The sequence below is a fragment of the Klebsiella variicola genome (genome assembly GCF_000828055.2).
In the GTDB taxonomy this organism is placed as follows: domain Bacteria; phylum Pseudomonadota; class Gammaproteobacteria; order Enterobacterales; family Enterobacteriaceae; genus Klebsiella; species Klebsiella variicola.
This window is the reverse complement of record NZ_CP010523.2, coordinates 2,217,817-2,229,900: the sequence shown is the minus strand read 5'-3', so window position 1 is coordinate 2,229,900 and position 12,084 is coordinate 2,217,817. Positions and strand designations below refer to the sequence as shown.

Genomic DNA, 12,084 nt, shown 5'->3' with positions numbered 1-12,084 from the left:
ATCTTTTGATTTATAATATGTTATTCTGAAATCATTCTATATTCGCACGCAATGGTAAAGATGTATCGAAAATACCGATTTATGCAATAGCAGATGACCCGGTTCCTGTTTATCGCACAGCCTGGAGAAGGAAAAGTGACAGTGTCACCTAAAGGCCAACAAGGCCGAGAAGGCGCAGGTCCGGTGGTCAGGATAAGAAAGCGCCAGTCCGTGACGCTTTCGGAAAGCAACAATCGCCGCTCGCCAGGCCGCGATCCAGGGAATGAAAACTGTGATGAAACGGGTAAATGGATTGCCAGGCAGGGTCGCGGTTGGCTAGGTGCCTTTTCTGACCAGGCGGGCGGCCTGAACAAAAACCTCATCTTCCACCCCGTCCCCCTTCTGTCTGCCCAGTCTCACCAGTTCATCCACGATACTCCCCTGATTAATCTGCTTCTGTGTAGCCACTAAGCTAATGACCGCCGCGCCGATGGCCATGCCAATCAATGCCGTTTGTTCATCTTTATCTTTCATGGTGTCGCTCCGTCTGTCCTCCAGAGAAAGGCTAGCAAAAGATACCACCAGCTCAATTTCAAATTCATCTTCTTTACACCTCCCGGAAAACGCAGGCGCCGCGCTGACCTCTCCTTCCCCCTGGTGGCGATGGCGCAAAGCGCTGCCGCCTCATACCGGGTCTTTATTTTGCCAGCTTCACGTTGCGCGGAAATAAATAAAAATAACGCGCGCGCCGAAGAGTAAAAAAAGGAAATAACAGCCTCAGCGATAAAACCAGATTATTCCAGCAGGGAATAGCTGGGATGCTAATATTTCATTTCCCCACCGGTTTTTAGAAGCCTATAGTTTTTTTGCCTGCAGAACATCCACTTAGGTTAAAAGACATAAGGACATAATAATGATTGTTTCAGCCCCCAGCGATTATCGCGAAGCCGCTCGTCGCCGTCTGCCCCGCTTCCTTTTTGATTATATTGACGGTGGCGCGGTGGCGGAAAATACCATGAACGCCAACGCCACCGAGCTTGCCTCGGTAGCCCTTCGCCAGCGCGTGCTGTGCGGGGCGGGCGAACCGACGCTGGCCACCACGATCCTTGATGCTTCATGGGCGATGCCCGTGGCGCTGGGGCCCGTCGGCGCCACCGGGATGTACGCCCGCCGCGGCGAAGTTCAGGCGGCCCGCGCCGCCTCCCGCGCCGGGATCCCGTACACCCTGTCCACGGTGTCGGTCTGCTCGATTGAAGAGGTGGCGAGCCAGGCCAGCGGCGCACTCTGGTCCCAGCTGTACGTGCTGAAAGATCGCGGCTACATGCGTAATGCGCTGGAGCGCGCGTGGGCCGCCGGCATGAAAACCCTGGTATTCACCGTCGATATGCCGATCCCCGGCTCGCGGTATCGGGATAATCGATCAAGCATGTCCGGGCCGCACGCCACCCTGCGACAGTATCTCCAGGCCTGTACTCATCCACGCTGGGCAATGAGCGTCGGGCTGGCGGGCAGGCCCCTGTCGTTCGGTAATATCGAAGCCTACACCGGCCACAAAATGACCATGGACGACTACATGGGGTTCATCAGCAACAACTTCGACCCGTCCATCGCCTGGCACGATCTGGAGTGGATCCGCGACAGCTGGCAAGGGAAATTAATCATCAAAGGGATCCTCGATGCCGACGATGCGCGCAATGCCGTGCGCCTCGGCGCCGATGGCATTGTGGTGTCGAATCATGGCGGCAGACAGCTCGATGGCGCCATCCCCACTGCCCGGGCGCTACCAAGGGTGGTGGATGCGGTCGGCGACGATCTGACGGTGCTTGCTGATTCCGGAGTGCGCTCCGGCGTGGACGTCATTCGCCTGCTGGCCCTCGGCGCGAAGGGCGTGCTGCTCGGGCGGGCCTATATTTATGCCCTGGCCGCGGCGGGCGAAGCGGGCGTGGCGCATCTGCTGCGCTTATTTGCCGAGGATATGAAGGTCACCATGACCCTCACCGGCGCGACCTCGCCATCGGCCATCAGCCTCGATTGCCTTGACCGTCTCGAACAGGATCAACATCGCACTCATGCGGTGCCGGTATCCTTACCCGCCTGACGCTGCCCGGGGCCGGGCCTGACCGCGTTTATCGGCCAGGTCCGGCAAGAGGGAATTACCCCTGCGGGTGCAGCGCCGGGTGTTGCACTACGTCAGCCGGGGGCTGAGGTCGGATGCGGAACCAGATCGCGTACATGGCCGGCAGGAAAATAAGGGTCATGATGGTTCCCCCCAGCGTCCCGCCAATCAGCGTATAGGCGAGCGTTCCCCAGAAGACCGAATGGGTGAGCGGAATGAACGCCAGGATCGCCGCCAGCGCGGTCAGCAGAACCGGGCGGGCGCGCTGCACCGTCGCCTCCACCACCGCGTGGAACGGATCGAGCCCTGCCTGTTCGTTGTGGTGGATTTGGCCAATCAGGATCAGCGTATTGCGCATCAGGATCCCCGACAGGGCGATCAGGCCCACAAGAGCATTGATGCCAAACGGCTGATTGAACAGCAGCAGTGTCGGCACCACGCCAATCAGCCCCAGCGGCGCGGTCAGGAAAACCATGACCATCGCCGACAGCGAACGCACCTGCAGGATAATGATCAGCAGCGTGAGGGCGATCATGATGGGAAATAACGGCACCATCGCCCGCGTGGCTTTGCCTGACTCCTCGATCGACCCCGCCGTCTCGATGCGATACCCCGGCGGCAGCGAGTCGATAATGGGCTGCAGCGATTTCATCAGCGCGGTGGAGACATCCGGCGGCTGCAGGTTATCCGCGACATCTCCGCGGACGGTGATGGTCGGCGTGCGATCGCGACGGCGAAGCAGCGGGTCCTCCATTCTGATCGACACGTCGCCAATCTGTGACAAGGGAACCCGCTGCCCGCCGCTGCCCACCAGGGTGAAGTCGGCGATTTTCGCCGGATCCAGACGGATATCGCCCGCCGCGCGGCCGATGACCTGCACGGCGCGAATATCTTCCCGAACAGTGGTGATGGGGATCCCTGACAGCAGGAACTGCAGCTGCTGGGCGACGGACTGGGAGCTGAGTCCGCTCGCCTGCAGCCGGTCCTGATTGAGGCTGAAATGCATCACCGGCACCCGCGAACCCCAGTCGCTATTGACGGTGCGCATCAGCGGACTGGCCTGCAGTACCGATTTAACCCGTTCGGCGATGTCGAGCAAGGTGTGCGGATCGGGCCCCATCACCCGCCAGGCAACCGGATAGGGCGAATAAGGGCCAAAGACCAGCTGAGTGACGCGCACCCGCGCTTCCGGCGCCAGGCCATTGGCCACCGCCTCCCGCAGCCGCCGCTTGAGCGCCTCGCGGGCGTCCTGACCGTCGGTCAACACCACCAGTTTGGCAAAGGAGGGATCGGGCAACTCCGGGGCCATCGCCAGGTAAAAGCGCGGCGCGCCCTGGCCGATATAGCTGGTGACAATCTTCGCCTCCGGCTGCTGCTGCAGCCAGTGCTCAATTTTCGCCGTCGCGGCGCTGGTCTGGATAATCGACGACCCGTAAGGCATCTGTACTTCAACCAGTACTTCCGGACGATCGGAGGTGGGGAAAAACTGCTTTTTCACCACGCTCATTCCCAGTATCGCCACCATAAACAGCACCACCACGCTGGCGGCCACGCGCCATTTGCGGGCGATAACCCGGGTCAGCAGCCGACGGAAGCGCTGATAGCGCGGGGTGTCATACAGCGCGGCGTGGCCTGCCGCCGCGGGCTTTCTGTCCGGCAACAGGTGCACCCCCAGCCAGGGGGTAAAAATCACCGCCACAATCCAGGAGGCAATCAGCGCGATACCGACGATCCAGAACACGTTGCTGGCGTACTCCCCGGCGGTGGACTGCGCAAATCCATTGGGCATAAAGCCAACGGCCGTCACCAGGGTACCGGCCAGCATGGGCGCCGCGGTATGGCTCCAGGCATAGGCGGAGGCTTTGAGGCGGTCATACCCCTCCTCCATTTTGACCACCATCATTTCGATGGCAATGATGGCATCATCCACCAGCAGGCCCAGGGCGAGGATCAGCGAGCCGAGAGTGATGCGGTCGAAGTTTTTGCCGGTCGCCTCCATTACCACAAACACCACGGCCAGGGTTAAAGGCACCGCCGCCGCGACCACCACCCCCACGCGCCACCCCATGCTGACAAAGCACACCGCCATCACCACCAGCAGGGCGACAAAGAATTTGATCATGAACTCATCGACCGCGGCGCTGATATTCACCGACTGATCGGTCACTTTGGTCAACGACATGCCGAGCGGCAGGCTCTGATTGATGCTGGCCGTTTCGGCGTCCAGCGCTTTCCCCAGCGCCAGACCATTCCAGCCCTCGCGCATCACCACCCCCAGCAGCAGCGCCGGTTCGCCCTGATTGCGGATCAGGAAGGTCGCGGGATCTTCATACCCTCGCTCAACCGTGGCGACATCGGCCAGTTTCAGCGTTCTGCCCCCGGCAATAATCGGCGTGTCGCGGATCTGCTGCAGGCGGTCGAACGCCCCGTCGAGGCGGATAAAGATCTGCCCGCCCCGGGTCTCAATGGCCCCGGCGGCGGTCAGCACATTCTGGCTGTTCAGCGCGGCAAAAATCGCCTCTGGCGAAAGGCCCAGGGTGGCGAGACGATCATGAGAAAAGGAGAGATAAATGCGCTCCGCCTGTTCGCCGAGGATATTCACTTTTTTCACCCCGGGTACATGCAGCAGCTGCTGGCGCAGGGCTTCAGCGTCACGCACCAGCTGCCGCGGCGGCTCTCCCCGCGCTTTCAGAGCAAAGAGGGCAAAGGTGACATCGGCGAATTCGTCATTCATCATCGGGCCGGAGACGCCGGCAGGCAGGTTTTTCGCCTCATCCCCGAGCTTTTTGCGCGCCTGATAAAACTGCTCCGGCACCTCGGACGGCGGGGTCTGATCCTGCAGCGACAAGGTGATCAACGCCATACCAGGGCGGGTATAGGTCTCCGTGCGATCGTACCACTTCAGCTCCTGGAGCCGTTTTTCCAGCGGCTCGGCGACCTGATCCTGCATCTCCTGCGCGGTGGCGCCGGGCCAGACGGTAATGACCGTCATTTGCTTGACCGTGAAGGGCGGATCTTCCGCCCGCCCGAGTCCGAAGAACGCCACCAGCCCGGCGACGGAGATGAGGATAATCAAAAACAGGGTCACCGACCGCTCGCGGACGGCCAGCGCGGAGAGATTAAAACGCCCGGCGCTCATGGCTGGCTCCCGGCGGCATTATGCTCGCGTCGTTCCGCCAGACGCACCGCCTCGCCCTGGTGCAGAAGATGGGCGCCCAGGGCGACGATGGGCTCGCCGGGCTTCAGCGGGCCGGTCACCCGCGCCGTTTCATCATTCAGGCCGAGCACGGTCACCGGTTGCCAGGAGACGGTGGCCGGACGCGAGGCAATGCGCCAGACGCCAGGGCCGTTGCCCGGATCGTAGAGCGACGCCAGGGGCACCTCCAGCACCTGGCCTGGCGCCTGGTCGCTGCCGATACGCAGGGTCACGGTAGACCCCAGCGGCGCATTCGCCAGCGCCCCGTTCAGCACATAGCGCGCTTCAAAGGTGCGGGTGGTGGCGTCAGCCGCGTCCGAAAGCAGTCGCAGGGTCGCCGTGACCGGCTGAGATTTGCTGCCATAGCGTGTCGCCAGCGCCTCGCTGCCGACCGCCGGGCGCAGCGTCTCCGGAAGCTGCACCCGCGCTTCGCGCTGCCCCGCCCGCGCCAGGCGGATCACCACCTGCCCGGCGCTGACCACCTGCCCCGGTTCGGCAAGCGTTTCCACCACCACGCCGTCAGCGTCCGCCAGCAGTCCGGCATAGCCGGTGGCGTTTTGCGCCACATTGGCCTGCGCCTGGGCCGCGCTCAGGTCGGCTCTCGCCGCCTCTGCCGCTGCGTTAACCTGGTCGAATTCCGCGGCCGAGACGGCGCCGCTCGCCACCAGGCCGCGATAGCGGGCCAGATCGTTGGTCGCCTTTTTGGCTCGCGCCCGCGCGGCATCCACGGCCCGCTGTTGAGACTGCGCCTGCAAGGTTAAATCAGCCGGATCCAGACGCAGCAGCAGTTGACCGCGCTTGACGCTCTGCCCGGTCTCCACCAGCCGGGCAAGGATTTTTCCCGATACCCGGAAGCCGAGATCGCTTTGGGTACGAGCGACCACCACGCCGGTAAAGGCCCGCGAGCTGGCCTCCGCGCGCTCGACGGTCGCCACCCGGACCAGCGGCGGCCGGGTGCGGGGATCGTCATGATCGGCAGGTTCGCCGCAGCCCGCGAGGGCCAGCGGCAGGAGGCAGACGGCAAGATGGACGGCATTGAGCCTGAGCATGGGTCACCTTAATGAAAAGACCGGACAGTGACCGCATTCTCAGACTAGTGACCAATAAAGTCAATAGTCACCAATCAGGGGGAGAGACTTCTCAGGATCAGGGAGGCAAGCAGCACCGCCGCGGTGGGCGCGGTGTCGAGATTGTATTGCAACTGCACCGGGTTGATGAAAGGACACATCACCATATAGACCGCCAGGGTTGCCTCATCCAGCGGGGTTTTGCGCTCGAACTCACCCGCCTGGCGGCCTTCGACAAGGATTTGACCAATCAACTGCTGCAGATGACCGGCATACTGTTCCGTTGAAGGCCATTTATCGCGCGCTGCGACGGCGGCGATGTCGTACAGTTTGCGATCCTCAAAAAACAATTCACTGCCGGCCTCGGTCAGCGCCCGGAACAGGCGGCGCAGTTTCTCGCTGGCGGACGGCGCATCGGCGATAGCCGCGCTGACGGCCACCATGATCTTCTCCAGCCGGCTGGCGCAAATCGCCTCGCCAATCGCCTGCTTGGAGTCAAAGAATTTATAGATATAGGCTTTGGAAAAGCCTATCGCTTTGGCGAGATCGGTGACCGTCGTTTTCTCATAGCCATAGCGACTAAAGTGCGCCATGGCCGCGTCAAGAATCTGGTCCCGAACGCTGTGGTCATGGGGACCACGGCTTGCAGGGGGGGGGGTATTTTTCGTCATCCGTTTAGCTTAATGCGATCGCTATCGTTTGACAACGAGTGACGTTATTATGATTTGGTCACAATAACACCCCGCTCTGTGATCCTCTTGCCGCGTTACGCCTCACCCTCCTCTTGGTTTATCGCGCCGGCGGGCAGACAACCCAGGCCTTGCAGCGTCTGAAGCACCGCGCTGTCGAGTGGGGTATGCTGCTCCGCGCCTAAAAAATCAACCAGTTTATCGTTGCGCAGGCGTACCGGCAGACGCCAGAGATAGTGCATCTCGACCATTTCCCGCAGGGTGGCGTTAAAGGGCGCCGCCAGCTTTACCAGCCACCAGGGAAAAGACTTCACTGCCGCTCGGCCGCCATAGCGGACGACCACCCGCTGGATCGCCTGACTCATTTCGCTGCCGTCCGGGTCCCAGTGGCCCTGCATATGAAAGCGAGCAAACGGCTCAAGCTCATGCCTGCGGGCCAGCAGCGCGGCGATGGTGTCGGCGACGTCGGGCAGATAAGCCCACTGATGCCCGACGCCGATCGCCCCGGGGCGGCTAATGACGCGGGGAAGCTGACCAGGCTTGACCAGCCCCTGAGAAAACCAGTTATTTCCGGCGCGTGGACCAAAAAAATCGCCCGCCCGAACAATCAACGCCCGGCCGCCGCGCTGCACGTAATCCTCCAGCGCCAGCTCCATCTCCACCCGAATAGCGCCTTTACGGGTCACCGGTTGCTGAGGGGCCGCTTCAGCAATCAGCGGAAAGGCATCCGGTCCATAGTTGTAGACCGTGCCGGGCAGAACAACTAACGCCCGCTGTTGTTCGGCGGCCTGCAGGGTGTTGTGCAGCATGGGCAGTACCTGTTGCCGCCAGTGCCGGTAGCCCGGCGGATTGACCGCATGGACGATAACGTCGCAACCGGCAGCCGCCGCCGCAACCTGCCCGGCATTCAGCGCGTCGCCGGCTATCCACTGCATGCCATCTGCGGGACCGCGAATCTGAGCGCCGCGCTTCAGCGCCCGAACCTGCCAGTTGTCCGCCACCAGCCGGCGCGCCACTTCCCCGCCAATGCCCCCGCTTGCTCCCAGAATAAGTACCTTGCCGCTGCTGTTCATCCTCTTTCCCCGTTCGCTAATGGATGCTTGACAGCCTACCTGCCGCTCATATCAAATGAAATTGCATACCATCATCGAGCAGCTATACATTTTTGTATGAATACCTCTATTCCCTGGGAGTGGTACCGAACCTTTCTCGCCGTCCTGCAGGAAGGTTCCTTATCGGGCGCATCGCGCACCCTGAACATCACCCAGCCGACGGCGGGGCGCCATATTGCCGGGCTGGAGGCCGCGCTCGGCCAGGCCTTATTTACCCGCTCGCAGACCGGCCTGCTGGCGACCGACGCGGCGCTGGCGCTGCGGGTGCACGCCGAGGCGATGGACAATACCGCCCGGGCGCTGGAACGCACGGCGGCCAACTTCAGTCGCGACAAAACCGATCTGCGTGGCGTGGTGCGGGTGGCCGCCAGCGAGGTGGTCGGCGCCGAGGTGCTGCCGCCGCTGGTTGCCCGGCTCAGGCAGGCGTGCCCGAATATCGTCATCGAACTGATGCTCTCCAATCGGTTTCAGGATCTACTTCACCGGGAGGCGGATATTGCGGTGCGGATGGTCGCCCCGCAGCAGGAGCAGCTTATCGCCCGCCGTCTCGGCAGGATCGAGCTTGGGTTACATGCCACCGCCGCCTACCTGACGCGCCAGGGCCTGCCCGCTACCCTCGACGATCTGGCCAGCCACGCGCTAATTGGTTTCGATAGCGCCACCCCACTTGTTCGCCGGGCCCTGCAGGCTTACCCCCGATTTCAGCGCGAAGCGTTCGCGATGCGGACCGATAGCGACCTCGCCCAGTTGAGCCTGATCCGCGCCGGGGCGGGGATCGGCATCTGCCAGGTGCCCCTTGCGGATGGCATTATTCCCCTGCAGCGAGTACTGGCGGCCGACTTTTCCCTGAATCTCGATACCTGGCTGGTAATGCATGAGGATCTGCGCCACAGCCCTGCCTGTAAGCGGGTATTTGATTTTCTCGCCCAGGGGTTGCAGGCGTATATTCGTGGCCCACTGGCGAGCTGACCCGCCCCATCGCGCGGGCATTTCATTGCCTGCCGAAATAGTCACTCATTGACACTGTAAATATGGCATTGTATAAAACCCCGCCCCAATAATGAGTTTCATTTGCATTACTCCCATTGCTGGTCATCCACTCGCCTGTTTACAAGGATAGCGTTTAATGAAGAAGGTCCTCTGCGCGTTAGGCTTGATGTTCACCGCCGTCAGTTCCGCGCTGGCAACAACCTACCCCCTGACGATTGAAAACTGTGGCTATCAGGAGACCTTCACCCGGCCGCCGGAGCGCGTGGTCGCGCTGGGGCAAAATACGGTCGAAATTCTGCTGCTGCTCGGGCTGCAAAAGCAGGTGGTCGCCAGCGCCTTTTGGCCGACCAGCGTTTTACCGCAGCTGGCTGAGCAAAACGCGAAGATTAAAACCCTGACGGTGGAAATTCCGAGCCTGGAATCCGTGCTGGCGCAAAATCCCGATTTCGTTCCCGCCCAGTTGCCGCTGCTGCTGGGGCCGGAAAGCAAAGTCGCTAAGCGTGAAGATCTCGCTACCGTCGGCGTAAACAGCTACGTCTCACCGGGGATGTGCGCCACCAAAAAGGCCACCGGCGATATGTACGGCAGCCGGCAAAAGCTGTGGGATATGACCTGGCTGTATCAGGAAATTAGCGATTTTTCCCGCATTTTCAACGTCGAAGATCGTGGTCAGGCGCTGATAGCCGATTTCAAAAAACGTGAAGCCGACCTGCGCCAGGAGTTTGGTAAAAGCAAAAAGGATCTCTCCTTCGTCTTCTGGTTCTCCAGCGCCTCACCTTCGGCCGATGCCTATGTTGGCGGCAAAAACAGCGCCTCCGGATTTATCGCCAGTGTGCTGGGCGGACATAATGCGATTACCTCGGAAACCGAGTGGCCCACGGTGAGCTGGGAGAGCATTATTGCCGCCAACCCGGATGTGATCGTGGTCTCCAGCCTGGATCGTAACCGCTGGGCGCTGGATAAGGCCGAGGAGAAGATCAAATTCCTCAAAAGCGATCCCGCCGTCAGCCAGCTGGAGGCCGTGAAAAAAGGCCATATCGTGGTCATGGACGGTCAGGCGATGAACCCGACCATCCGCACGCTTTATGGCGCGGAACAGGTGGGCGAGCAGCTGAGAAAAATGGGGCTGAACTGATGAGCGTCGCCGTGCTTCAGACGCGCCGCAGCATGCTGCTCACCGGCTGGTGTTTACTGGCCGTGATCGTGCTGGCGCTGGTGATAGCGGTGGGCGTCAGCGTCGGCGAGCTGGCCATCCCGCTGCAGAATGTCTTTTACGCTATCAGCAACAGAACCGGCTTAACCGCTGAGCCTCTCAACCGTATCTATGAGAGCGTGATCTGGGATTTCCGCCTCAGCCGCGCGCTGGTCGCCGCCTGCTGCGGCGCAGGCCTCGCTATCTGCGGCGTCGTGCTGCAAAGCCTGCTGAAAAATGCCCTCGCGGAACCCTACGTCCTCGGCGTCTCCGCCGGGGCCTCCACCGGCGCGGTGTCGATCGTGGTGCTGGGCCTTGGCGCTGGCGCGATTTCCCTCTCGGCAGGCGCCTTTGCCGGGGCCTTCGCCGCCTTCGCCTTTGTCGCCTTGCTGACTAACGGCGCGCGCGGCGGCAATGAGCGTACGATTCTGGCGGGCGTTGCCGCATCGCAGTTATTTAACGCCATCACGGCTTACACCATCAGCACCTCCGCCAGCGCGCAGCAGGCGCGCGATGTGATGTTCTGGCTGCTGGGCAGCTTCAGCGGCGTCCGCTGGCCCGAATTCCAGCTGGTCATCGTGGTGGTGCTCGCGGGCCTGGCGGTCTGTCTGTGGTATGCCCGGGCGCTGGATGCGTTCACCTTCGGCGATGATGCCGCCGCCTCGCTGGGGATTGCCGTGCCACAGGTACGCCTGATCCTCTTCACCACCGCGGCGCTGATCACAGCCACCATCGTCAGTATGGCCGGCTCGATCGGCTTTGTCGGCCTGGTGGTGCCGCACGTGATGCGCTTCTTCTTTGGCCCGCTACACCGGACGTTGCTGATCGCCAGCGCGCTGGCAGGGGCGATATTGATGGTACTGGCGGACATTGCGTCGCGCCTGCTGATTGCCCCGCAGAGTCTGCCCGTTGGGGTGGTAACCGCCCTGGTTGGGGTGCCTTTCTTTGCCGTGATTATCTACCGCTCAAGGAATAAGTGATGAGTATTTGCGCTGAAAATATTACCTGGAAGGCAGGCAAAAAGGTCATCGTCAATAATGTCTCGCTGCGGGTGTCGCGCGGCGAAACGGTCGGACTGCTGGGGCCCAACGGCTGCGGCAAATCCTCGCTGCTGCGCGTTCTGGCGGGCCTGCGCCGCCCGGATGCGGGTCGCGTCACCCTCGACGGCCAGGACATCACCCGGATGGCGAAAAAGCAGCTCGCCCGCCGCGTGGCTTTCGTCGAGCAACACGGCATGACCGAGGCCAATATGCGGGTGCGCGACGTCGTGCGCCTGGGGCGCATTCCCCACCACTCCCCGTTTTCAAACTGGAGCGCTCAGGATGATGAGGCGATCACCGCCGCGCTGCAGCGGGTGGCGATGCTGGAAAAAAGCGAGCAGGGATGGTTAAGCCTCTCCGGCGGCGAGCGGCAGCGGGTGCATATCGCCCGCGCGCTGGCGCAGAGCCCGAGCGAAATCCTGCTGGATGAGCCTACCAACCATCTGGATATACACCATCAGATGCAGTTAATGCAGTTGATCAGCGAGCTGCCGGTGACCAGCATTGTGGCCATTCACGATCTTAACCATGCCGCGATGTTCTGCGATTCGCTGATCGTGATGCAGCAGGGGCAGATCCTCGCCAGCGGGACGCCGGAGGAGATTTTGTCCGAAGCGCTGCTGTGGGACGTTTTCCGGGTGAAAACCAAAATCGAGATCTCCCCTTACCACGGTAAAAAACACATTCATTTCGTCGTTTAGGT

General features: G+C 61.6%; 10 protein-coding genes. 5 read left to right on the top strand and 5 right to left on the bottom strand.

The genetic code is table 11. The features are described 5' to 3' along the window. Positions 1 to 315 precede the first annotated feature (315 nt). Entirely contained in the window at positions 316 to 513 is a 198-nt protein-coding gene (locus tag SP68_RS10405; protein WP_004203090.1) for a hypothetical protein, read from the bottom strand. 379 nt (positions 514 to 892) lie between these two features. Between SP68_RS10405 and lldD the strand changes: the two genes are divergently transcribed. Then, positions 893 to 2,077, top strand: a complete 1,185-nt coding sequence (gene lldD / locus SP68_RS10400) for an FMN-dependent L-lactate dehydrogenase LldD (protein ID WP_040968616.1) — start codon at positions 893 to 895, stop codon at positions 2,075 to 2,077. Positions 2,078 to 2,132: 55 nt separating this feature from the next. Here lldD and SP68_RS10395 read toward each other — a convergent pair whose 3' ends face one another. From SP68_RS10395 to SP68_RS10380, 4 genes are all read right to left on the bottom strand, one after another. Continuing rightward, on the bottom strand, positions 2,133 to 5,234 hold the full coding sequence (locus SP68_RS10395; RefSeq protein WP_040968617.1) for an efflux RND transporter permease subunit: 3,102 nt from the start codon (positions 5,232 to 5,234) through the stop codon (positions 2,133 to 2,135). Next, positions 5,231 to 6,340 carry an efflux RND transporter periplasmic adaptor subunit gene (locus SP68_RS10390; protein WP_008804460.1) on the bottom strand — a complete coding sequence of 370 codons (1,110 nt, stop codon included), beginning with the start codon at positions 6,338 to 6,340 and terminating at the stop codon, positions 5,231 to 5,233. The genes SP68_RS10395 and SP68_RS10390 overlap by 4 nt, the downstream gene beginning before the upstream one ends. A 74-nt stretch (positions 6,341 to 6,414) precedes the next feature. Then, on the bottom strand, positions 6,415 to 7,029 hold the full coding sequence (locus tag SP68_RS10385; RefSeq protein WP_040968618.1) for a TetR/AcrR family transcriptional regulator: 615 nt from the start codon (positions 7,027 to 7,029) through the stop codon (positions 6,415 to 6,417). Positions 7,030 to 7,124: 95 nt separating this feature from the next. Further along, complete coding sequence (locus SP68_RS10380; protein ID WP_040968619.1) at positions 7,125 to 8,120, bottom strand: NAD-dependent epimerase/dehydratase family protein; 996 nt, start codon at positions 8,118 to 8,120, stop codon at positions 7,125 to 7,127. Positions 8,121 to 8,216: 96 nt separating this feature from the next. On the opposite strand from SP68_RS10380, the gene SP68_RS10375 reads away from it, so the two are divergent. From SP68_RS10375 to eitC, 4 genes are all read left to right on the top strand, one after another. Further along, positions 8,217 to 9,128, top strand: a complete 912-nt coding sequence (locus tag SP68_RS10375) for a LysR family transcriptional regulator (protein WP_016161301.1) — start codon at positions 8,217 to 8,219, stop codon at positions 9,126 to 9,128. Positions 9,129 to 9,285: 157 nt separating this feature from the next. Then, complete coding sequence (gene eitA / locus SP68_RS10370) at positions 9,286 to 10,284, top strand: siderophore ABC transporter substrate-binding protein EitA (protein WP_021468069.1); 999 nt, start codon at positions 9,286 to 9,288, stop codon at positions 10,282 to 10,284. Then, positions 10,284 to 11,321: a FecCD family ABC transporter permease gene (locus tag SP68_RS10365; RefSeq protein WP_012541383.1), complete on the top strand. Its 1,038-nt coding sequence runs from the start codon at positions 10,284 to 10,286 to the stop codon at positions 11,319 to 11,321. Before eitA ends, SP68_RS10365 begins: the two co-directional genes overlap by 1 nt. Further along, a complete protein-coding gene (gene eitC / locus SP68_RS10360) occupies positions 11,321 to 12,082 on the top strand; it encodes a siderophore ABC transporter ATP-binding protein EitC (RefSeq protein ID WP_040968620.1) in 762 nt (253 codons plus the stop codon). The genes SP68_RS10365 and eitC overlap by 1 nt, the downstream gene beginning before the upstream one ends. Positions 12,083 to 12,084: the final 2 nt, after the last annotated feature.

Coding starts and splice junctions, on each gene's coding strand:
- SP68_RS10395 (WP_040968617.1), bottom strand. CDS start 5,234: ATGAGCGCCGGGCGTTTTAATCTCTCCGCGCTGGCCGTCCGCGAGCGG.
- SP68_RS10385 (WP_040968618.1), bottom strand. CDS start 7,029: ATGACGAAAAATACCCCCCCCCCTGCAAGCCGTGGTCCCCATGACCAC.
- SP68_RS10365 (WP_012541383.1), top strand. CDS start 10,284: ATGAGCGTCGCCGTGCTTCAGACGCGCCGCAGCATGCTGCTCACCGGC.
- SP68_RS10405 (WP_004203090.1), bottom strand. CDS start 513: ATGAAAGATAAAGATGAACAAACGGCATTGATTGGCATGGCCATCGGC.
- eitA (WP_021468069.1), top strand. CDS start 9,286: ATGAAGAAGGTCCTCTGCGCGTTAGGCTTGATGTTCACCGCCGTCAGT.
- eitC (WP_040968620.1), top strand. CDS start 11,321: ATGAGTATTTGCGCTGAAAATATTACCTGGAAGGCAGGCAAAAAGGTC.
- SP68_RS10390 (WP_008804460.1), bottom strand. CDS start 6,340: ATGCTCAGGCTCAATGCCGTCCATCTTGCCGTCTGCCTCCTGCCGCTG.
- SP68_RS10380 (WP_040968619.1), bottom strand. CDS start 8,120: ATGAACAGCAGCGGCAAGGTACTTATTCTGGGAGCAAGCGGGGGCATT.
- lldD (WP_040968616.1), top strand. CDS start 893: ATGATTGTTTCAGCCCCCAGCGATTATCGCGAAGCCGCTCGTCGCCGT.
- SP68_RS10375 (WP_016161301.1), top strand. CDS start 8,217: ATGAATACCTCTATTCCCTGGGAGTGGTACCGAACCTTTCTCGCCGTC.